Annotated in this window: 22 protein-coding genes; 10 read left to right on the top strand and 12 right to left on the bottom strand. The window is 63.2% G+C overall.

The window, feature by feature from the left end:
- Positions 1-45: 45 nt before the first annotated feature.
- Both ACR3FF_RS15825 and ACR3FF_RS15820 read left to right on the top strand, forming a co-directional pair.
- Complete coding sequence (locus ACR3FF_RS15825) at positions 46-1386, top strand: hypothetical protein (protein WP_458189058.1); 1341 nt, start codon at positions 46-48, stop codon at positions 1384-1386.
- 84 nt (positions 1387-1470) lie between these two features.
- Positions 1471-2082 carry a DUF7998 family protein gene (locus ACR3FF_RS15820; protein ID WP_458189057.1) on the top strand — a complete coding sequence of 204 codons (612 nt, stop codon included), beginning with the start codon at positions 1471-1473 and terminating at the stop codon, positions 2080-2082.
- Positions 2083-2088: 6 nt separating this feature from the next.
- Here ACR3FF_RS15820 and ACR3FF_RS15815 read toward each other — a convergent pair whose 3' ends face one another.
- On the bottom strand, positions 2089-2307 hold the full coding sequence (locus ACR3FF_RS15815) for a DUF2249 domain-containing protein (RefSeq protein WP_458189056.1): 219 nt from the start codon (positions 2305-2307) through the stop codon (positions 2089-2091).
- A 195-nt stretch (positions 2308-2502) separates the two neighbouring features.
- On the opposite strand from ACR3FF_RS15815, the gene ACR3FF_RS15810 reads away from it, so the two are divergent.
- From ACR3FF_RS15810 to ACR3FF_RS15800, 3 genes are all read left to right on the top strand, one after another.
- On the top strand, positions 2503-3615 hold the full coding sequence (locus tag ACR3FF_RS15810) for a TIGR04053 family radical SAM/SPASM domain-containing protein (RefSeq protein WP_458189055.1): 1113 nt from the start codon (positions 2503-2505) through the stop codon (positions 3613-3615).
- A 10-nt stretch (positions 3616-3625) separates the two neighbouring features.
- Positions 3626-4894 carry a protoporphyrinogen oxidase gene (hemG, locus tag ACR3FF_RS15805; protein ID WP_458189053.1) on the top strand — a complete coding sequence of 423 codons (1269 nt, stop codon included), beginning with the start codon at positions 3626-3628 and terminating at the stop codon, positions 4892-4894.
- Positions 4895-5055: 161 nt separating this feature from the next.
- Positions 5056-5538: a plastocyanin/azurin family copper-binding protein gene (locus tag ACR3FF_RS15800; RefSeq protein WP_458189052.1), complete on the top strand. Its 483-nt coding sequence runs from the start codon at positions 5056-5058 to the stop codon at positions 5536-5538.
- Positions 5539-5743: 205 nt separating this feature from the next.
- Here ACR3FF_RS15800 and ACR3FF_RS15795 read toward each other — a convergent pair whose 3' ends face one another.
- Positions 5744-6370 carry a helix-turn-helix domain-containing protein gene (locus tag ACR3FF_RS15795; protein ID WP_458189051.1) on the bottom strand — a complete coding sequence of 209 codons (627 nt, stop codon included), beginning with the start codon at positions 6368-6370 and terminating at the stop codon, positions 5744-5746.
- 180 nt (positions 6371-6550) lie between these two features.
- On the opposite strand from ACR3FF_RS15795, the gene ACR3FF_RS15790 reads away from it, so the two are divergent.
- Positions 6551-6868, top strand: a complete 318-nt coding sequence (locus tag ACR3FF_RS15790; protein WP_458189050.1) for a DUF7521 family protein — start codon at positions 6551-6553, stop codon at positions 6866-6868.
- Between the two features lie 69 nt (positions 6869-6937).
- On the top strand, positions 6938-7171 hold the full coding sequence (locus ACR3FF_RS15785) for a DUF2249 domain-containing protein (protein WP_458189075.1): 234 nt from the start codon (positions 6938-6940) through the stop codon (positions 7169-7171).
- A 60-nt stretch (positions 7172-7231) separates the two neighbouring features.
- Here the strand turns inward: ACR3FF_RS15785 and ACR3FF_RS15780 are convergent, their stop codons facing one another.
- From ACR3FF_RS15780 to ACR3FF_RS15735, 10 genes are all read right to left on the bottom strand, one after another.
- Positions 7232-8011 carry an SDR family oxidoreductase gene (locus ACR3FF_RS15780; RefSeq protein WP_458189049.1) on the bottom strand — a complete coding sequence of 260 codons (780 nt, stop codon included), beginning with the start codon at positions 8009-8011 and terminating at the stop codon, positions 7232-7234.
- A gap of 174 nt (positions 8012-8185) precedes the next feature.
- Positions 8186-8725, bottom strand: a complete 540-nt coding sequence (locus tag ACR3FF_RS15775; RefSeq protein WP_458189048.1) for a DUF1684 domain-containing protein — start codon at positions 8723-8725, stop codon at positions 8186-8188.
- 164 nt (positions 8726-8889) lie between these two features.
- Positions 8890-10086 carry a WD40/YVTN/BNR-like repeat-containing protein gene (locus tag ACR3FF_RS15770; protein ID WP_458189047.1) on the bottom strand — a complete coding sequence of 399 codons (1197 nt, stop codon included), beginning with the start codon at positions 10084-10086 and terminating at the stop codon, positions 8890-8892.
- Between the two features lie 61 nt (positions 10087-10147).
- Positions 10148-10837 (bottom strand): SDR family NAD(P)-dependent oxidoreductase, encoded by a 690-nt coding sequence (locus tag ACR3FF_RS15765; protein WP_458189046.1) that lies wholly within the window; start codon positions 10835-10837, stop codon positions 10148-10150.
- A gap of 152 nt (positions 10838-10989) precedes the next feature.
- Positions 10990-11190 (bottom strand): hypothetical protein, encoded by a 201-nt coding sequence (locus tag ACR3FF_RS15760; protein ID WP_458189045.1) that lies wholly within the window; start codon positions 11188-11190, stop codon positions 10990-10992.
- A gap of 140 nt (positions 11191-11330) precedes the next feature.
- Positions 11331-11597 (bottom strand): hypothetical protein, encoded by a 267-nt coding sequence (locus ACR3FF_RS15755; protein WP_458189044.1) that lies wholly within the window; start codon positions 11595-11597, stop codon positions 11331-11333.
- 105 nt (positions 11598-11702) lie between these two features.
- Positions 11703-12107 carry a CBS domain-containing protein gene (locus ACR3FF_RS15750; protein WP_458189043.1) on the bottom strand — a complete coding sequence of 135 codons (405 nt, stop codon included), beginning with the start codon at positions 12105-12107 and terminating at the stop codon, positions 11703-11705.
- 105 nt (positions 12108-12212) lie between these two features.
- Complete coding sequence (locus ACR3FF_RS15745; protein ID WP_458189042.1) at positions 12213-13403, bottom strand: Mrp/NBP35 family ATP-binding protein; 1191 nt, start codon at positions 13401-13403, stop codon at positions 12213-12215.
- On the bottom strand, positions 13393-16485 hold the full coding sequence (locus ACR3FF_RS15740) for a molybdopterin-dependent oxidoreductase (protein WP_458189041.1): 3093 nt from the start codon (positions 16483-16485) through the stop codon (positions 13393-13395). The genes ACR3FF_RS15745 and ACR3FF_RS15740 overlap by 11 nt, the downstream gene beginning before the upstream one ends.
- A gap of 1 nt (position 16486) precedes the next feature.
- Entirely contained in the window at positions 16487-18247 is a 1761-nt protein-coding gene (locus ACR3FF_RS15735) for a 4Fe-4S dicluster domain-containing protein (RefSeq protein ID WP_458189040.1), read from the bottom strand.
- Between the two features lie 285 nt (positions 18248-18532).
- Here ACR3FF_RS15735 and ACR3FF_RS15730 point away from each other — a divergent pair, with 285 nt between their 5' ends.
- From ACR3FF_RS15730 to ACR3FF_RS15720, 3 genes are all read left to right on the top strand, one after another.
- Complete coding sequence (locus ACR3FF_RS15730; protein ID WP_458189039.1) at positions 18533-18790, top strand: sulfurtransferase TusA family protein; 258 nt, start codon at positions 18533-18535, stop codon at positions 18788-18790.
- Between the two features lies 1 nt (position 18791).
- On the top strand, positions 18792-19187 hold the full coding sequence (locus tag ACR3FF_RS15725) for a DsrE family protein (RefSeq protein WP_458189038.1): 396 nt from the start codon (positions 18792-18794) through the stop codon (positions 19185-19187).
- A 261-nt stretch (positions 19188-19448) separates the two neighbouring features.
- Positions 19449-19790, top strand: coding sequence for a DUF8070 family membrane protein (locus ACR3FF_RS15720; RefSeq protein ID WP_458189037.1), 342 nt, complete (start codon positions 19449-19451; stop codon positions 19788-19790).
- Positions 19791-20073 lie beyond the last annotated feature (283 nt).

Below are 20073 nucleotides of genomic sequence, written 5' to 3'. Positions count from 1 at the left end.
ATCTTCGGGTACAGGTCGATGGACGGCGGGCGTGAAGACGACGGTATGAGTACGATTCCATCTGGCATCGACGCAGACCGAGGGCCGCCGATGGCGCTTCCACTCGGTCACTTCCTCGTCGGCCTCCTCTTTCTCGTCGTCGCCGGTGCGACCGGCGCGGCGTCGGCGCTCGGCGTGGCCCCCGGTCTCTCGAATCTCGTCTTCCTCCACACGCTGCTCGTCGGATGGGTCTGTCTCACCATCCTCGGTGCGATGACCCAATTCGTTCCGGTCTGGAGCGGTCGTCCGCTCTACTCTCGTCGGCTCGCGTCGCTCCAGCTCTGGCTGGTCGCTGGCGGACTCGTCGGGTTCGCGAGCGCGCTAGCGACGGTTCGACTCGACTTGCTCCCCGCGTTCGGGACGGTCATGCTGGTCGGCTTCTGGGTGTTCGTCTACAACGTCGGGCGGACGCTGTTCGCGGTCGAATCGCTCGACGTGACCGAGCGTCACTTCGCGCTCGCGGTCGGCTACTTCGCCATCGCCCCGGCGTTCGGCGTCCTGCTCGCCGTCGACTTCACGAATCCAGTCGTCGCCGACCTTGGCCTCGCACGGCAGAACGTCGTCGCCTCACACGTCACGCTCGCCGTCTTCGGCGGCGTACTGACGACCGTGCTGGGAGCGCTGTACCAGCTCTCGACGATGTTCACCCAGACCGAACGCCACGGCATCGACGTCCATCTGGCTCGAATCGAGGAGGTGAGCTATCCACTCGGCGTCGTCGCGCTCGCCGGCGGTCGGTTGCTCGGTCTGCCCTCGCTCGCCCGCGTCGGGGCGGTGTTGACCGTGCTCGGATTACTCTCGTTCGCCGTCGTCCTCGTTCGGCGACTGGTCGAAACGCAGGTGCCGCGGACGCCGATGCTCTCGCGGTACGCCGTCGTCGCGGTGTCGCTCGCGCTCTGGGGCGTCGCGACGCTTCCGGCGTGGCTCCACGACCCGCTCTCCCGTTCGACCGTGCTCGGCACGTCGTCGACCGTGACCGTCCTCCTCTTCGGCGTCGTCGGCTTCGTCGTGCTCGGGACGCTGTACCACGTCGTCCCGTTCATCGTCTGGATGGAGCGGTACAGCGACCGTCTCGGATTCGAGCGCGTCCCGATGATAGACGACCTCTACGACGCGCGAATCGCTCGCGTGGATGGAATAGCGACGTTCGGCGGAGGCGTCACCGTCGCCCTGACGAACCTCGGAGACCTCCCTGCGATGGTCGAGACGGTCGGCTGGACGCTGTTGCTCGTGGGATTCGTCTCGTTCGCCGCGAACGTCTGGCTGGTCGTCTCTCGGCACGGGTCGCTCCCGGTTCGACGCCTCCTGCTCGGGTCGCCGTCCGACGCGGTGGACGTCGACTCGTGACCCGAAGGCGACCCGCGGCGGTGGCGCGACGTAACGAACACGTTCGGGGGTGGAGTCAGTGTGGTCGGATTCGTGACTCGTAGTATGGGACTGTTCGATTCACCGTTCTCGGCCGTCACAGCGAGCCAGACCCAGTTCGACGACTACGACGATTTCGTCCCGGAGCACATCCCCGAACCGGGACCAGTGCTCGACGGGCACGAGGTCCTCACCGAGAGCGACCACGTCGAGTTCCACGAACTGAGCCGCGACGTGTTCGAGCGCCGGGGCATCTACGACGCGACGTTCGGCTACAACCTCGCACGCCTGAACCTCGACGCGCGCCACCCCGACGCTGGCTTCCGCTACGCGGTCGATGCCGACGACCCGACCGTTCTCCACGCGGAATTCACGCCGACGACGCCGTTCTGTCCACAGAGCACGTCGCTCACCGTCGGCTCGTTTCGCGCGTGGAATGGCGAATCCGACGCTCACGAGTACGACCTCGTCACGGTTCATCTGAACGAGATGCACCACGAGAGCGACGCGATAAACGAGAAACTCGATGGGCTCGTGGAACGGTACGCGGGTTCGGAACAGGGAGTGGACGAGATAGACGGGGAAGTGGGCGAGATAGACGAAAGAGCAGATGGAAAAGGAGGTGACGGGACCGGGACGACTGACGTTCCACTCGATGGGTCGCGTGCGCCGTTCTGACGCTTCTCAGGCTCGCGTGACGCTGACGTGCCACTCGTCGGCGTCGATTCGCTCCGTTTCACACTGGAATCCTCGTTCTTCGAGCACGCTGTAGAGCGGTTTCGGCTCGAAACTGCTGACGAGGACGAGCGATTGGTCGTCGCCAAGTCCCGAGACGGCACTCACGATACTGTCGAACGGCTCGTCCATCCGTCTCACGTCGAGTTCGTGAACGTCGGCGGTCATCGTCACTCACGACGTCCTCTCGTCGGGTAGAATTTCTCCCGACCATGTTCGTGTCCGACCCGTTTCCGTGAGGAACTCTCCCCCTCGTTCGAACATGTTCGGGAGACTGATTTCGGCGATTCGCCGACGACGTTCGGCCATGAAGCGAGCGACAGTTCGTACACTGCCGACGACCGACCGAACCGGGTGGGGGCGATGAGACCCGACGCCGTCGACACCGACCAGCGACCGTTCGTACTCGTCTGGGAACTCACCCAGGCGTGCGAACTCGCGTGTAAGCACTGCCGGGCCGACGCCCAGGACCAGCGCCATCCCGACGAACTCACGACTGCCGAAGGGAAGGAACTGCTGGACGAGGCACGCCGATTCGGCGAGGGCCAGCTCGTCGTGCTCTCGGGTGGCGACCCCCTGATGCGCGACGACGTCGAAGAACTCGTCGCGTACGGGGCCGAGCAGGGACTCGGGATGACGCTCACGCCCAGCGGAACGGCCTCGTTGACGGGCGACCGAATCGAGGGGTTGGCCGACGCGGGATTGCGCCGAATCGCCCTCAGTATCGACGGCAGTACCCCCGAAGCACACGACGAATTCCGTGGCGAAGCGGGGAGTTTCGAATCGACGGTTCGAGCGGCCAGAGCGATTCGAGACGCCGGGGTTCCACTGCAGGTCAACACCACGGTCTGTGCCGAGACGGTGGACGAACTGCCCGCACTCCGCGACCTCGTCACCGACCTCGGTGCCGTCCTCTGGTCCGTCTTCTTCCTCGTTCCAGTCGGGCGGGGGACGGTGCTCGACCCCATCTCCCCCGAGCGAGCAGAACGAGTGATGGAGTGGCTCCTCGACGTGAGCGAAACCGCACCGTTCGGCGTCAAGACGACCGAAGCCCCTCACTACCGGCGGGTCGCGCTCGAACGAAAGCGGGCGGACGCGGGAACCGCAACGCCCGGGACGGACGACATCGGTCGCCGAACCGGGATTCGGGCCGGAAACGGGTTCGTCTTCGTGAGCCATCTCGGAGACGTGTATCCGTCCGGGTTCCTCCCCGACGTGGCGGGCAACGTTCGGGACGATTCGCTCGTCGAACGCTACCGCGACTCCGAGACGTTCCGCCGCCTCCGCGACCCGGACGCGCTCGAAGGCAAATGTGGCGCGTGCCCGTATCGCAGCGTCTGCGGCGGGAGTCGGTCGCGCGCGTACGCGTACACAGGTAACCCGCTCGAAAGCGACCCGCTCTGTCCGTACGTTCCGGAGGGCTACGACGGCCCGCTGCCCGAACGGACACCGGTCGAAAACCCAACGGTGGAGTGACCGTCGACCCATGACCATCGGAATCGTGGGTGGTGGGCTGAGCGGACTCACGCTCCACCACTACCTCCAGCAGGCGGGCGTCGAGAGCAGGGTGTTCGAGGGGAGCGACGAACCCGGCGGCGTGATTCGAAGCCGACGCGTCGAGGGGCGAGTGCTCGATTTCGGGCCACAGCGCACGCGCACGACGCCGTCGATACGGGAACTCGTCGACGACCTCGGACTGCAGCGGAGCGTTCGACGCGCAGCAGACGTCCCGCTGTACGTCTACCACCACGGAAAACTCCGTCTCGTCCCCCAGTCCGTGCGCGAGGCGCTCGATACTGACCTCATCTCGTGGGCCGCGAAACTCCGCATCCTCCTCGAACCGTTCACCGAGGGACCGCGTGCGGACGAGACGGTCGAAGCGTACCTGACGCGAGCGTTCGGTCCTGAGGTCGCCGAGTACTACTTCGGGCCGCTGTATGGCGGTCTCTACGGCTCCCATCCCGACGAGATGTACGTACGCTACACCCTCTCGCGGGCGCTAAAGAACGCGGGCATCGACGGGAGCGTTCTCAAATTCGTCCTCTGGTCGGTGCTGCGAGGGCGCGACCCGCCCGACGTCGTCTCGTTCGACGACGGCCTCCAGACGCTTCCGACGGCGCTGTTCGACGCGCACGCAAACAGCGTCTCGCTCGGAACGCCCGTCGAATCGGTTCGCCAGCACGGGGCGGGATACGAACTCGAAACGGCGGCCGGCACGCAAGACGTGGACGAACTCGTCCTCACGACGCCCGCGGACGTGACTGCCGACCTCGTCGCCTCGTTCGCACCGGAGACGGGAGGCGCACTTCGCCGTCTCACCTACAACCCCATGGCCGTCGTCCACCTCCACGCCGACTGTAACCTCGACAGTGCGGGCTACCAGATACAGTACGACGAGGCGTTTCGGACGCTCGGCGTCACGGCGAACGACAGCCTGTTGAACCGCGACGGCGTGTTCACCTGCTATCTCGGCGGTACGAAGACGCCGGAACTCGTCGACTGGTCGGACGAGCGACTCGGACGCATCGCCACCGAGGAGTTCGAAACGGTGACGGGTGCCAGTGCCCGCCCGCTGTCGGTCCATCGACTGTCGAGAGGGATGCCAGCCTACGACCGCAGTTGGACGGTGACCGACGAGATTTCGCTTCCCGACACCGCCCACCTCTGTACCAACTACACCTCCCGGGCCGGGATTCCCGGCCGAGTCCGAAACGCACGGACGCTCGCAGACGACCTCGCCGAACGTCACCGCTGAGTCGGTCCCCGACCGTCGCCGTGGTGCGAATGTGGCTGGAGAGGAGTACATAAATGCCGTGGGAAGATGTTCGGTTCGCCTCTCGTCGGGTGAGAATCTGAATCACGTTAGAAGTAGGAACGGCGTGCACGTCGAGATGGAAATCGAACATGAAATTATCGATGAAACGACGAAACGTTCTTCGCGCGGTAGGCACGGTCGGAATCGCATCCCTCGCCGGGTGTTCGAGCGGTGCGAACGTGCCGGACACGACCGACTCGGGCGACCCGTCGACGGAGACGACCGACGGCGGCGACGGCGGCACCGACGGCGGTTCGAAGACGAGGACTGTCGAGATGACCGACGAACTCACGTTCGCACCCGAGCGAATCGAGGTCGAGGCCGGAACCACGGTGACGTGGGAGAACGTCGGCCGAGTCGGCCACACGATAACCGCCTACGACGGCGAGATTCCCGACGGGGCGGATTACTTCGCGTCGGGCGGTTTCGATTCCGAGTCGGCGGCCATCGACGGCTATCCCGACGCGGGTAACGTCCCCGAAGGAGGAACGTACGAACACACGTTCGAGACCAAGGGCACCTACGAGTACTACTGCATCCCCCACGAGATGAACGAGATGGTCGGAGTCGTGGAGGTCGTCTGAGATGGCCGACCCGTCCAGTGACACCGACGGCGAACCGACGACGGTCATCGACGCCGAGGGAGACCCGGAAGCGACCGTCGACCAGTACGACTGACGACTGAACGCCATTCAGGCCGAAGTCGAAAACCGACACCGGAGACGGCGTTGCCATTCGGCCCTCTCGGTCGGGCAGACACGACGGCGGTTTTCGGAAGGTTGTGCCCGCTTATTCGTCGTTCAGGTACTGTTTGATGACCTTGCCTTCGGCCCGATGGAGCGTCTCGCTGGCGGTCGATTTAGCGATGTCTGCCTTCTCCGCGAGTTGGGTGAGCGTACACGTCCGGGGCGAGTCGTAATAACCACAATCGACGGCGGTCGTCAGCAACCGTCGCTGTCGGTCGGTCAACAGACTCTCGGAGGTGACCATCTCGCGGATGTACTCGACGTCGTAGGAGATGCCGAACATCTCCAGTTGCGTGCCGAGCGAGGAGAGTCGTTCCCGGGAGGCGGTGACTTCGAACGTAGCTTCACCGTCGCAGATAGTGAGCGGGAGTTCGAGCGGAACCGCGGACTCCTGGACCGAGAGCAAGAGGAGCGGTTCCGTCGTCTCGAACTCGATGAGACTCGTGTCGTCGGACACCTGGAGGAGTTCGAGTCGAACGAGGTCGTCGTACCCTTCCATCTCTCGAATGACTTTCGGGAGGTCGGACGAGGTGAGTTCGAGCAGGCCGACGCCGGTATCGTCTGCCGGAAGCGCACCCAGCACGCGAAACTTCGCGTTCGGGTTGGCCGTTGAGACGTCGCCGATCCAGACGCCCTCCGGGAGTGTTATCGTGAGTTTCGCGGTTGCCATCGTTACTTCGTTCCTGTCGCACACCCAGAAAGCAGTTACGAACGCGTTCCTCGCTCGCCACAGCGACGCGACGACGACCCGCGACAGTAGCGTGAAGACGACTCACCATCTCTGGGACACATTCCCGACTTTTGAAAATCCCCATCTATATATAACGTGACTGGGTGCGTATCTCCTCTCATGACACCGCCTCTCTCCCTGAGTTCGACGCTCCTCTTCGGTATCCGAGTGATAACGCTCTCGCTCGGTGCGCTGATTACGCTATACACGTATCGTGCGTTCCGACGAACAGGCGCCAAGTCGCTCCAGATGATGACGCTCGGGTTCGGCCTCATCACGTTCGGGTCGGCGCTCGGTGGGGGACTCGACGCCATCGTCGGCGTCGACATAGACGTCAGTCTCGGCATCCAGAGTCTCTTCACCGTGTTGGGGTTCGGAGTGCTCACCTACTCGCTCCACGTCGTCGACGAACCGACTCGCTCACCGCAACGTGGGTGAACGACTGCCACCGGCGGCCCGAACGAACATGTTCGGGACAATCCCGATACCCCTCCTCCCTCTCTTGAAATCTGCATGTCGACACTCGACGTACGCGAAATCCCACCACCGGAACGCCACCCACTCATCAAATCGACGTTCGATTCGCTGGACGCCGGTGAGACACTCGAACTCGTCAACGATCACGACCCGAAACCGCTGTTCTACGAGATGCAGGCCGAAGAAGAGACGTTCGACGCCGACAACTACAGCGTCGAGCGCGAAAGTGCGAACAAGTTCGTCGCACGGTTCCCGAAAAAGTAGGCCACACACACGTCGTCTGACTCCCGTGGCACTCGTTTTTTCCCGAGACGAACCGAGCGCCTACGACGTGTTCACCGACCCACCGTCGACGATGATGGACTCGCCGGTCACGTAACTCGACAGGTCGCTCGCCAGGAATAGAGCAGTCTTGGCGACGTCCTCGGGCGTTCCGAACCGCCGCAGTGGGATGGTCTCTTTCATCTGTTCTCCTGACTCCGTGCCGACCATCGGAACGTCGTCCGTCGTCATCGCCGTCTCGATGACGCCGGGATGGATGACGTTGACGCGAATCCCGTCCGGACCGAGTTCGGACGCGAGCGAGTAGGTCAACAGCCGCACGCCACCCTTCGACGTACAATACGGCGAGAGATTACCGTAGCCTTCGATTCCGGCGACGCTGGAGACGTTCACGATGCTCCCGCCACCGTTCTCGCGCATCCGAATCGCCGCCGCCTGCGACCCGAAGAAGGCACCGTTCAGGTTGATGTCGAGGAGTCGTTGATACTCCTCGGGGTCTATCTCTGTGATCGGCCCCTCCGGTCCGACGATGCCCGCGTTGTTGACCATCACGTCCACGCTTCCGAACGTGTCGACGGCCGTGTCGACTGCTCTCGTCACGTCTTCGGGGTCGCTGACGTCACACTCGACGAACACCGCCGCTGCGTCCGTCTTCGATTCGACAAGCGTGTGCGTCGGGTCGCCACCCTCCCGGGGTTCTTCTCTGACGTCGGCCACGACGACGTTCGCTCCGTGTTCGGCGAACTGGTGTGCAATCGCTCGTCCGATGCCACTCGCCGCGCCCGTTACGACCGCCGTCTTGCCGTCGAGCAATCGGTCCATGTGGATGGATACAGGAGTATTCGGTGTCAGTGTTGTTGTGTCGAGTCTTACCGAACGACGTCCGTTCGGTTTCGATGACGAGACGGTAGTCCACGCGAGGTCCCGTCCGCCCCACCGAAGCGTTCCAGCGCATCAGACGTCGTCCGTACTCTCACCGACCCGCCTTCCGATGGGTCAGTGATACCGTTTCTCCCCGGCTTCGATGGGGACGTCGAGCCAGTTTTCCATCGGTGGAAGCGGACACTCGTACTGGTCGGAGTACGCGCAGGTTGGGTTGTACGCCTCGTTGAAATCGAGAATCCACTCCCCGTCTGCGGTCCGGTGTGACTCCGGTTCGAGGTCGAGGTACCGGCCCGCCCCGTACGTCTCCTCGCCGCTCGTCTCGTCGCGGAAGGGAACCCACAGACGCTCGTCGTCCGGGTCGGATTTGTACGCTTGCAGGGTCGCCTCCTCGTCGTCGACCGTGAACCGGAACTCACCCCAGCGAAGGTACTCCCGTTCGCCCTCGGTGCTCGTGGCGACGGTGATACCTTCTTTCTCGTCGTGTTCCGAGAGCGGGAGTTCGAACCGGTACGCTTCGTCGACGGGATAGTACGCGAGTCCGTCGAACGACTCGCGTTCGCCGGGCGGAATCGGCGAGTGAGGGTGTTCCGCGAAGTAGTCGTCTTTCTGCGTGCGTCGGGTTCGGAGGGTTTCACGCCAGTCGGAACTCATAGATAGAAGTACGAGTTGAAGCTAATCAAGCGTTTGGGCGGGATTCGAGAAAGACGACGACGGAGACGGCGTGAACGGGAGCGACCGTCGCAGAACTCACGAACGCACCGACGCCGGGGATGCTCTCGAATCGTTGCCGACATGCAATAAATGAATCTCGTCTGTCATTCGTCCCGGACGACCACTGCACCATCCTTGCCCACGGCGACCGCCCGACGAGAACCGACCGCGACCCCTCGAAGCGACGCCGACACGGGCGTCGTGAACCGTTCCCAGTCGGCGGTGTCGCTCGCACGCTCGTAGACGATACCCGCGGCACCGACCGCGACCGTTCGACCGTCCGCCCGCGCGAGCGACCACAGCGCCTCCTCACCCAGTCGCGTGGGCGTCCAGTTCCCGTCGTACCGATGGAACACGCCGTCGTCGGCGGTGACGGTACAATCGTTTCGCCCAGTCGCCGCGATATCGGTGAGCGTGCCGTCCACCGCGTCGATACCGACCTGTCGGAACGTCTCTCCGCCGTCGGTCGTCTCGAACACAGAGTCGTTCGTATCACACAGATAGCCGACCGAGGAATCCACGAGGGTCACCGCGCGGAGACTCGACCCACTCCCCGGTTTCGTCGGGACGTCCCACGCGACGTCGCCGTCGCGGTACTCTCCGGCGAGGACTTCACCAGAGCCGTTGACGAGGAGCACCGTCTCGCCACCGGCCGCACCCCCGACGGCGACGTCCGTCCAGTTGTCGGTGATGTCCGTCGGTGCAGAGAAGTCGGTGTGCCGACCAGAGGCCGGGTTCAGCCGTCCGAGCGAGCCACCGTCCCCGGCGAACCAGACCGCGCCCCCGTCGGCCGTCGCGTCCGTCCCGTGCAGATCGCGTGCTTCCGCGCGTGGACCGTCCTGGAGCGCGACGCTCCACGTTCGCTCGCCTTCGTCGGCCGCTCCATCCGCGAGCACGACGCCGTCCTCGCCCACGGCGTACGCACCACCGTCTGCGAGGACGGCGTCGAACAGCGTCACGTCGATCGGGGTGTCGACCGTCGTCCACCCGCTCGGCTCTTCCTCGTCGGATGCCGCGTGCGCTCCGTCCGAAGTCGTTTCGGCTTCCCTGGCGTCCGTCTCAGACATAGAGGACGTCGTGTCGTCGGTCGAAGACTGTTCGAGGAAGGTCGAGCCGGATACGTAGAGTGCGAGCGGCGGAAGGACGTAGAGTGCGACCGCGACTACCGCGAATCCACGATGGACGAACGTCAACATGCCAAATGCGGTCAGTGCCGCCGTCGCGACTGCGTGAACCCACGTCTTCGTGTACCGCCGAAAGAACGCGACGAACCCGTGGCGAGATCGAGCGAACTGTGCCATCGGTTGGTCCTACTCGCGCGAGATGGACAGGCCTTTTGCCCGATACGAAGCGACGACTCGGTCACCAGTCGACGGGTTTCTTATCTCGCCAGAGCAGTCCGCTCGGACTCCCCGGTTCGAATCGGGCCAGCCAGACGGGAGTTTCGGCCCCCTCCTCGACGCTTCGAGGCGCACCAGCGCCACCCATCGCCGTTCGAACCCAGCCGGGACAGACGGCGTTCACGACGAGGTCCGGATACTGGGCGGCGAGTGCGTTCGTAAACGCGTTCAGCCCCGCCTTCGAGACGCCGTACGGGAGGTGGCCGGCGTCGATACCGCCACCGAACTGCCCTGCACCACTCGACACGTTCACCACGCGCCCACCGGTTCGTTCCGACAGGAGCGAGAGCGCGTCTCTAGTGACGACGAGCGGGCCGTGGAGGTTCGTGCGGAGCGTCGTCTCGATGGCCGAACGCGCACTCTCGCCGAGTTTGCCGGACGGCCCGTACACTCCGGCGTTGTTGACGAGCACGTCGAGCCGACCGGTCTCGTCCCGAATCGTCTCGACGGCGGTTCTAACGTCCGATTCGTCGGTCACGTCGAGGCGGACCGGGCGCAGGCCGGAGGCGACGTCGGCCGGGTCGCGCGCGCCGGCGTAGACCACCGCACCGAGGGCGGCCAACTCGTCGGCGATGGCCGCACCGAGACCTCTGTTCGCGCCGGTGACGAGTGCGACCTGCCCGTCCAGCGATTCGTACACATCGGGGTTCATGACCGAGAGACGACCGCAACTGTCGTCACCGTTTCTCTCGGCGGGTCAGAGGCATTGCTCGCCGTCCCTCGACGGACGGATACGAACGGATCCAGCGTACGATTTTCCACGCTCGCCACGACCGGAGAAAGCAGCGTGCTCCGCAGTGGTCCTCACTCGAACTCGTCGGGGTCGAACCGGTACTCACGCTCGTGGTGAGGCGGGGTCGGTCGGTGCAGGTGGACCTCTCCCGCGAAGAATCGGAGGAGGACGAAGATACCGAGAAACGCGGGTAAGACGGCGAAGAAGGGAACTGTCGCGTCGAGCCAGTGGACGACGTCGAACACTCCGAGCAGTGTCGAATCGATTCCCATACGTGCCATGTCATCCGGGCACATACTTTAACTTTGCTGTGAGATTTCGCGTCCTCGATTTCAGAGCGTTCGCCACCGAAGATTACGTCGGCGTGTGCACCGAACTCGACGTCACGAGCGACGAACCCAACCGTCGCTCGTCAGTTCTGTTTCGTCGGCCGAACCGCCTGCCACCAGAGAATCGGCAGCCCCATCGCCAACACCGGCACCCCGACGATAGCACTCAGCAGGGTCCCGCCGCCGATTATCAGAAAGATTTCCGCGGCGAGGGAAGGCCTCATCGCCGGCCACTGCTGCCAGAACTGCTGCCAGAACTGTGGTAAGAACAAAATTACGCCGACCCAGCCGAGAAACGAGACGATAGTCGGGAGGGTGAGAGACAGGGACCGTTCGCCACCTCGACTCATTCGTAAAGCCTTCTCGTCGCGTCGCTATTGATTCTTCGTATCTCACGACGAAACGAGCGACCACCGAGATGCAATCGGAACGAGGCGAAACTGGAAGAGATCGAACTACGACGGACTGGGCGTCTGGACGTGTGAGAGGTACGCCGTCAGGTCGGTCGTCGAGACGATGCCGACGACACCTTCCGTGTCGTCTAACACCGGCATGTGGTGGAAGCCGAGTTCGACCATCGCGTCTGCGACGTCGCGGATGGATGCCTGGACCGACGTAGTGACGACGTCCGTCGTCATGTAGGTGTCGACGGACGTTTCCGCCTTCGGTTGGCTCTTCGAGACGATGCTGACGAAGTCGGTCGTCGTCAGGATTCCCTGGAGTTCGTTCTCGTCGTCGACGACGAGAAGCGACCCGATTTCGTGGTCCAGCATCAACTGGGCTGCGTCCTCTACGAGCGTTTCCGGGGAGACGGTGTGCGGGTCAGACGTCATAACGCGACCGACAAAAATATCGTCCATACGAAATACTGTCTTCGAGCGCACATAAGGGTTGTCACCACGAAACACTGTTTCGCAGGAAACGTCGTCACTGACAGGGGGCGAGCGACGATGGCGAGACCGGCGTCAGTTCTCGGCCACCGGTCGCTGTGCGTGGAGATGCGCGATTCGCGCCGCGACGTGCGTCGCCACGTCCCGCAGCGCGACTCGGCCCTCGTGTCGAACGTCCTCGGCGACGACGACGGGGGCGATTCCCGCGCCGTCTCGTTCCTCCCTCGTCCGGGGGAGCGCCAACCGACCGACGAGGGGAATCGAAATGCCGGGCGACGACTGCCCGTCCTCGACGTCCTCTTCTGCCATCGGTCCGACCACCGGGTCGATAGGGATGCGACCGAGGACGGGAACCTCGAACTCGTCTTCGAGCAGGCCGCCGCCACCCTCGCCGAAAATCTCGTGGGTGCCGCCGCAGTCGGGACACCGGAAGTAACTCATGTTCTCGACGACGCCGAGGATGGGAATGTCGTACCGGGCGAACAGTTCGAGACCACGCCGGGCGTCGTCCACCGCGACGGCCTGCGGCGTCGTCACGATGACCGCGCCGGTCACCGGAAGGTGCTGGACGAGCGTGAGCTGGGCGTCACCGGTTCCGGGCGGGAGGTCGACGACGAGGTAATCGAGCGACCCCCAGTCGACGTCCCCGACCAGTTGCTGGAGCACGTCGTCGACCATCGGCCCGCGCCAGATGACCGGGTCGTCCTCGTCGGTCACGAAGTCCATACTCATCACGGTGACGCCGTGTGCCTCTCGCGGGACTATCGCGTCACGGTGCGTGGTCGCAGGCGTCGCGTCCGAACAGCCGAGCATCGTCGGCGCGTTCGGTCCGTAGATGTCCGCGTCGAGCAATCCGACCGACGCCCCGGCGTCCGCGAGCGCCGCAGCCAGGTTCACCGCGACCGTCGATTTTCCGACGCCGCCTTTGCCGCTCGACACGGCGATGACGTTTTTCACGTCGGGAATGGTGTCGACGCGTGCGCCGGACTCGGTCGCCTCCGGTCGCCACTCCACGTCGACCTCGGAGAAACCGTCGACCTCCAGAACCGCCGTCCGAATCTCGTCTTCGACGCTCGTCCGGACGGTTTCTGAGGGAATCGGAAGCGTTACCGGAACGGTCGCCCGCGTTCTCTCGACCGTGATACGTCCGAGTCCATCGAGGTCGGCGAGACCGAGGTACAACTCCTCCTCGCCGACGTTCGCCTCCCGGATAGCCTCGAACACGGCCCGTTCTCGGTCGCTCGTGGCGGTCGTCTCACGCCCCATCGTCGTCCTCGACGGTGGTCTGGGAATCGGGGTCCCATCGCTCCGCCCGTCCCACCGGACCATCGACGTACCACGCGTCGTCCTCGCCCGGGTCGGTCGGCGGGGCTATCGGGCGTTTGAGCCACTTCGGCCGCCTGAGACCGTCCGGCCCGGGGGCGGGGTTGGTCTTCGAAACCCACTCGCGGTAGATCTCCATCGAGCGGTCGGTGTCGACGAAGACGTCACCGTAGTAGTCGTCTGCCTCCGCGGGGCGAACGCGGACTTTCTGATGCCAGCAGTGCATCCCCGAGATGGGGTCGGGATGCGGGGCGTGCGTGAGGTTCTGGGCGACGCCGCCGTCCGTCCACCAGACGCGCTCCGAGTCGGGGTCGTCGCTCTCGAAAGGCGTGATTCCTTTCGCCTGGCGAATACCCCACATACTCGCGTCGTTGTCGAGGTCGACGGTCACTTTGCCGTACGGGTCGCCGCCCTCTTCGATTTCGCCGTCGTCCTCTCGGTTTATCTTCCACTGACCCATGTGGTGGCTCATCGCCACGATACCCGGTTTGATGCTTTCTGTCACCCACACCTCGTTGACGAAGTAGCCGATTTCGGTTTCGACGCGGACGAGGTCGCCCGTCTCGACGCCCAACCGGGAGGCGTCGTTCGTGTGCACCCAGACGGGGTTGTTGTGGGAAATCTCTTCGAGCCACTTCGAGTTCGACGAGCGAGAGTGGATGGCAGTCGGCAGTCTGAACGTCGGCACGAGCACCATCTCACCGTCGTCGTAGTCCAAGTTCTCGGGGTGGACGTGCGATTTGATATAGTGTGGGAGCGTGTACTGCTCGTCGTCCCACCCCCAATCGGCGAGCGTCTTGGAGTAGAACTGCTGTTTGCCGGTCGGCGTCGGGAATCCGCGCTTTGGCGTGCCATCGATTAACACGCCGACGACCTCAGTGTCGAGGTCGGAAAGCGACTCTCTGGTCACGCTGTCGTACTCGTAACCGAGGTCGCCGTCCGTCACGGTGTCGACGCCCTCGGAGTCGACGTCGGCCCCCGCCGGCAGTCGGTGGATGGTGCCGTAGTCGTCGACGAACACGTCGTTGTCGGCCAGAATCGCGGGGTCTAGCTCGTCGTCGTGGAGTTCGTAGTCGTTGGAGGACGCTTCGAACGCGCCGTGGTGTTTCATGTACTCCAGCGGCTCCATCCCTTTCTCTTCGGCCGCTTCGACGAGATTGTCCTCGTGCTCGAAGACGTGCTGGTAGTACTCGTCGATGGTCATCTGGGTGGGGTCGTCGTCGTCTCCGTCGGGACTCTCGAAGTACTGTCGAATGCCGAGTTCGCCGTCCTCGTCCATTTTCCACGAGAGGTCCATCCAGAACTCGTCTTCCTCCCAGACCTCGCCGGGATTGGCCTCGTAGGTCCGGTCGACGTCCTCGCCCTCGCGCTCGGCGTACTCGCGGAGCACTGGCTGACGGTAGGTCACCCACGTTCCGGCGTGAGTCTCCTGACTCTGGATGTCGTGGCGCTCGGGACTGTGGCCCATCGGGAGCACGTAGTCGGCGAAGTACGCCGTCTCGTTCCACGTCGGCGTCAGCGCGACGTGGAGACCGACCTTCTCCTCATCGGTGAGCGCTTCGATCCACGAGAAACCGTCCGGGTAGGTGTAGACGGGGTTGAAGACGCGGGTGAAGTACACCGAGAGTTTGCCTCGGCCTTCCTTGAGGAAGTACGGAAGCAGTTGGCTCAGCTCGTAGTGCGCGAAGGGCCACTCGACGGGCAACTGGAGTTCGTCCCAGAGTTTCTGGCGCGGCGGTTCTCGCGGCAGATGCGGGTCGAACTTGTGCCACGAGTTGGGTGCCGTGCCACCTTTGGTTCCGACGCTCCCGGTCAGCACTGACAGGAAGTGAAGCGTTCGGCTGACCTGCCAACCGCCCTCGTTTCCGGACGCCGCCGACCGCCAGATGTGCGAGGCGAACCGGTCGCCTGCGGTGCCGATCTTCCGGGCGACCTTCACTATCTTCTCGGCGTCGACCCCGCTCTCGGCCGCCGCGTACTCCGGCGTGAACTGGGCGTACGTCTCCCGAAGCACCTGGAGGTACTCCTCGAACGTCCGCGGTCGCCCCGGGTGTTCTTCGTCCAGGAACTGCTCCCAGTTCACCCACCGTCGCACGAACTCCGCGTCGTACAGTCCCTCGTCGATGATGACCGAGGCCATCGCGAGCAAGACGGCGGCCTCGCTCCCCGGTTGGGTCGGCATCCAGAAGTCCGACATCGCGGCCGTGTTCGACAGCCGCGGGTCCATCACGGCGAGTTGACCACCCTCCATCACGCCCTCCATGATGCGCTGGGCGTGCGGGTTGAAGTAGTGGCCCGATTCGAGGTGAGCCGACAGCAGGAGGATGAACTCGGCGTTGGCGAAATCCGCGCTCGGACGGTCGTACTTGTGCCAGAAGGCGTAGCCCGCACGTGCGCCAGCAGAACAGATGTTGGTGTGTGAGTTGTGGCCGTCCAGTCCCCACGCGTTGATGACCCGGTCCATGTAGTCCTCGTGACCCGGCCGCCCCACGTGATACGTAATCTCGTTCTCGCGGTCGTCCTCGATGGCCTCCCGCATCTCTCCCGCGATGTCGGCGAGTGCGTCGTCCCAACTGGTTCGTTTCCACTGTCCGCTTCCGCGGGGACCGTCCCGTTTCAACGGATAGAGAATTCGCTGCGGGTCGTTTAGCTGGTTGACGGTCGCTGGCCCTTTCGCGCAGTTTCGGCCACGACTGCCGGGGTGTTCCGGGTTGCCCTCTATCTTCCGGATATCGCCGGATTCCTTGTCGATGTAGGTGAGCAGTCCACAGCCAGCCTCGCAGTTGAAACAGGCGGTCGGAACGACGGAGTACTCGCGCGGTTCGCCGCTCGACTCGTACTCTACCCAGTCATGCCAGTCGGCCGGGTCCGGGTAGCTCGTGAGTCTCCCGTCCGGTGCGATTCGTTCGACGCCGTCCGTACGGAGGCGCTGTCGTTGTTTTTTCGTGTCGTCGGTGCGATTGGAGATGAGCCCGAGTTTCTGGGCCCACTTCTCGACGTTACTCGGTTCGAATTCGTGTCCCATGTTATGCGAGTGAGATGGTTTGCGGTGCGGTTATCCAGCAGTACTCGAAGGCGAACAGTCCGGCGATGGCGAGCACGCCGGAGAGCGCGACCACGAAGGCGCTCCCCGACAGTGCGAGCGCGGCGAGTGGCAGCGCGATACCGACGCCCATGCCACCGACCCAGAACGCGGTCTTGAATCGACCACGAACGATACGGGCGGCGGCCTCCTCCGCGTCTTCGGTCTGGTGGGGCGTGAACAGTTCCGAGGCGACCAGTGCGAGGTGACCGACCAGCGCACCGGTCAGGACGAGCCACGACGGGCCGACGAGTTCCTCGAAGCCGAGAAGACCGATGACGGCCGTCGCGCCCGCGCCAGCGACGAACGCCTGCGTGAGCATGTGGATGGGCATCGCCGGGCTCTGCCAGAGGTCACGGCCCTTCGACTGGCTGAACAGGAACGCCGTGTAGACGGCGGTCGCGGCCGCCAACACCGCACCGACCGCCAGCACGACGGGGTTCACGATGGCTTCGACGCCGAGGAGCCAGCCCAGCACCGAAAGCGACAGGAACCCGCCGAACGCGGTGATGATGTACGCGCCTTTCACCAGCCACGACCGCCAGTTGGGGCGCAAGAGCACCCAGTGGAACCGGGTCGGTTGTTCGAGGTCGAGGACGAGCAGGAGACCGGTCAGCGCCAGGAACACACCGCTGACGAGCGAACTGACGCCCATCACGGTGGCACTCGGCTCGATGACGCCGAACAGCATCAACAGCGCGGGGAGCAAGTAGACGCCCGCCGATATCGACTTCGTCATCGTGTAGGAGTAGACCTCCCAACCCCACGATTCGTAGTGGCTCTCGCCGATGTCGTACACCCGGCGAGCCTCCTCGTGGAGAAGTTCGTACGCTTTCGACGTTCGCGCTTTCTTCTGGCTCGTCCCGCCCGACGTCGCCGACGTGTCGTATCCACCGTCGGAGGCGACGTCGTTCGAACCACACGAACAGTTACCACCGCAGCCACAGTCGCCGCCACAGCCACAGCCACCGTCGCTCCGGATTTCCTCGGTGTTGTCGACCGAGAGCGAGACGTCGGATTCGGCGAGCGACTCGGCGGCTTTCTCGAGGTCGAAGTCCTCGCGGGCCGCGCCGTGCGTTTCGACCTGGTTCGGGGCGTCCGACCACATGTAGTGTTCTTCGCGCCCGGTCGAACCCGGCGTGAGCGACCCCTCGTCGCCGTCGACGTAGAACAGTTTCGGCTCGGTACCTTTCTCGGGTTTTCTGGCCTGCACCTCCTGGTCGGAGATAGTCTGCGAAATCTTCGTGTCCGGGTTCTCCATGTCGCCCGCGAGGATGGCGTCTTCCGGACAGACGGTCACGCAGGCCGGTTCGCGCCCCGTATCGACGCGGTGCGAACAGTAATTACATTTCGCGGCCGTCTCCGTGTTCGGGTCGATGTACAGAGCGTCGTACGGACAGCCCTGCATACACGCCTTACAGCCGATACAGCGGTCGGTGTCGAAGTCCACGATGCCGTCTTCGCGTTCCCAGAGGGCGGTAACCGGACACACGTCCGTGCAGGGTGAATCGTCGCAGTGGTTACACCGCATCACCGAGAAGTTGCGATTCGTGTCCGGAAACTCGCCTTTCTCTATGTACTTCACCCACGTTTTGTTCACGCCGATAGGGTCGTCGTGTTCGGTCTTACACGCGACCGTACAGGCGTGACAGCCGATACATCGTCGATTGTCAATGACGAATCCGTAATTTGTAATATCTCCCACCTCGGTTGGTCGGGTTGTTAACAGTTATCGTGTGGTTGGACAACACTTAAGTCTTGTGTGGATGTTCCACAATATTACACTGTGAGAGTCGACGACGAAGCGAAGCGGGTTCGACGACGCGGTGCAGATGCACGTCGAACGGACGTCGGCTCAGGTTACCCGCAAGGTGTTCCTCTAACCAGAACGGACCAGCCTGTGACAGGCCAGTATGTGTCATGCTATTTAACAACAAACTTTTGTAGAATGGTATTGTAGCCACTTTACACAAGCATCTGGTGAACCAACATGGCAACAGAGTACGAAATCACTGAGACGCTCGACGTAATGGGACTGAACTGCCCGATGCCCGTGGTAAAGACGAAACAATCCACCGACGCGCTGGACGTCGGTGGAGTACTCGAGGTTATCGCGACGGACCCCGGAAGCATGTCCGACCTCGAAGGCTGGGCGAACTCGACTGAGGGCGTCGAACTCGTCGACCAGTTCGAGGACGAGGTGGACGGCGAGACGGTGTACAAACACCACGTCAAGAAGGTCGCGTGAGATGCCCCAACTGAACAAGATTGGAATCGTAGTCTACAGCGACGACCCGAAGAGCCTCGCCATGGCGATGAATCTCGGACAGGTCGCACTGGCGATGGACACCGAGGTCATCGTCTACTTCACGTTCGATGGTCTGAGCCACCTGATGGAGGGTGAGAAAGACCTGTCCAGTTTCCAGCACCTCCTCGACGCCGGGGTGCCGAACCCCTACGACATGCTGGCGGACTTCGTCGAGAGCGGTGGCGACCAGGTGACGAGCGTCGCCTGTACGACGACCCTCGACATGCTCGACTGGGACAAATCCGCGATGGACGACGACGTGACGACGCGGTTCGCCGGTGCCGCCGACTTCCTCACCGTCACGGCGGACGCGGCCCACGTGTTCAGTTTCGGGTGAGTACCGCACCCGAATTCCACGTTCTCCGAACATTACTCGCGGAAGTTTAGCATATAAACAGTATCAGTCCGAGGCCTATTGAAATTCTCAGCAGTTGAGAGAGTTTGCGCGCTGCATACAGAGCGTGTATTTAGCAATCCATAACTATCATTTTATACCTTTTGTAGTGAATATATTGAGAGGATGAGCGTGCGAGTGTACCACTCTAGCACAATATATATATACTGTTGGTGATAAAACGTCTTGCAACGGTGGTTACACATGAACTTTAAGGCGCTCTGGAAACCGTTTCTCCTCTATACGTGTCTCCTCGGTCTTCTCACGGTTGGAGCAACATATCTCGCAACACACGCGGGAGTCTTCATGCTCGTTTTAGCAGGGGGCGGGCTTCTGCTCGTTGTCCTCGGCGGAGGAACCACAGGGCCACTGAGTGCTAGCGGAGCCGAACACGCCGACGAGGCCATGATGGGGGTCGAAGACACGGGTCTGTGGCCTCACACGTATACAGATACCTCTCTCCGTCTCATCCTCCTGTTCTATGGATTCGGCGTGTTTCTGTGGAGCCTCATCGTGTTGGTCACATTGCGTGACACGCTCGTTTGAGCGGTGCGTCGTTCCGCTGTGTCTACCACTCCCGACAGATGACGACTGGCAAGCGACCGATTCGCGCTATCTCTTCAGCACAGCCACTGGAATCTGTCGGCACGGGCGATAGTGACATCCTCGCCCGCCCGAAAGGGCGGGGCTTCCTACAAGGGAAGTCTTACAGAGGTTTCAGGACTGAAACGTCGCAAGCGTCGTCTGTCCGGGTTGCGGACTCGGCATGCGGTGTCCTGTGGCACTGTCACAAGTGCTCCCCTCCTGTGGGGTGTCATCGCCCGTCGGT

The organism is Haladaptatus ordinarius, from assembly GCF_054177595.1.
Note: the sequence above shows the minus strand (reverse complement) of the source record. Positions and strands in the feature narration are given on the sequence as shown.

Bases quoted from the DNA above. Each gene is read 5' to 3' on its own strand.
- ACR3FF_RS15765 (WP_458189046.1), bottom strand. From the start codon at position 10,837: ATGAACCCCGATGTGTACGAATCGCTGGACGGGCAGGTCGCACTCGTC.
- ACR3FF_RS15815 (WP_458189056.1), bottom strand. From the start codon at position 2,307: ATGACCGCCGACGTTCACGAACTCGACGTGAGACGGATGGACGAGCCG.
- ACR3FF_RS15770 (WP_458189047.1), bottom strand. From the start codon at position 10,086: ATGGCACAGTTCGCTCGATCTCGCCACGGGTTCGTCGCGTTCTTTCGG.
- ACR3FF_RS15740 (WP_458189041.1), bottom strand. From the start codon at position 16,485: ATGGGACACGAATTCGAACCGAGTAACGTCGAGAAGTGGGCCCAGAAA.
- ACR3FF_RS15720 (WP_458189037.1), top strand. From the start codon at position 19,449: ATGAACTTTAAGGCGCTCTGGAAACCGTTTCTCCTCTATACGTGTCTC.
- ACR3FF_RS15775 (WP_458189048.1), bottom strand. From the start codon at position 8,725: ATGAGTTCCGACTGGCGTGAAACCCTCCGAACCCGACGCACGCAGAAA.
- ACR3FF_RS15825 (WP_458189058.1), top strand. From the start codon at position 46: ATGAGTACGATTCCATCTGGCATCGACGCAGACCGAGGGCCGCCGATG.
- ACR3FF_RS15810 (WP_458189055.1), top strand. From the start codon at position 2,503: ATGAGACCCGACGCCGTCGACACCGACCAGCGACCGTTCGTACTCGTC.
- ACR3FF_RS15755 (WP_458189044.1), bottom strand. From the start codon at position 11,597: ATGAGTCGAGGTGGCGAACGGTCCCTGTCTCTCACCCTCCCGACTATC.
- hemG (WP_458189053.1), top strand. From the start codon at position 3,626: ATGACCATCGGAATCGTGGGTGGTGGGCTGAGCGGACTCACGCTCCAC.
- ACR3FF_RS15725 (WP_458189038.1), top strand. From the start codon at position 18,792: ATGCCCCAACTGAACAAGATTGGAATCGTAGTCTACAGCGACGACCCG.
- ACR3FF_RS15820 (WP_458189057.1), top strand. From the start codon at position 1,471: ATGGGACTGTTCGATTCACCGTTCTCGGCCGTCACAGCGAGCCAGACC.
- ACR3FF_RS15800 (WP_458189052.1), top strand. From the start codon at position 5,056: ATGAAACGACGAAACGTTCTTCGCGCGGTAGGCACGGTCGGAATCGCA.
- ACR3FF_RS15745 (WP_458189042.1), bottom strand. From the start codon at position 13,403: ATGGGGCGTGAGACGACCGCCACGAGCGACCGAGAACGGGCCGTGTTC.
- ACR3FF_RS15795 (WP_458189051.1), bottom strand. From the start codon at position 6,370: ATGGCAACCGCGAAACTCACGATAACACTCCCGGAGGGCGTCTGGATC.
- ACR3FF_RS15760 (WP_458189045.1), bottom strand. From the start codon at position 11,190: ATGGGAATCGATTCGACACTGCTCGGAGTGTTCGACGTCGTCCACTGG.
- ACR3FF_RS15790 (WP_458189050.1), top strand. From the start codon at position 6,551: ATGACACCGCCTCTCTCCCTGAGTTCGACGCTCCTCTTCGGTATCCGA.
- ACR3FF_RS15730 (WP_458189039.1), top strand. From the start codon at position 18,533: ATGGCAACAGAGTACGAAATCACTGAGACGCTCGACGTAATGGGACTG.
- ACR3FF_RS15750 (WP_458189043.1), bottom strand. From the start codon at position 12,107: ATGGACGATATTTTTGTCGGTCGCGTTATGACGTCTGACCCGCACACC.
- ACR3FF_RS15780 (WP_458189049.1), bottom strand. From the start codon at position 8,011: ATGGACCGATTGCTCGACGGCAAGACGGCGGTCGTAACGGGCGCGGCG.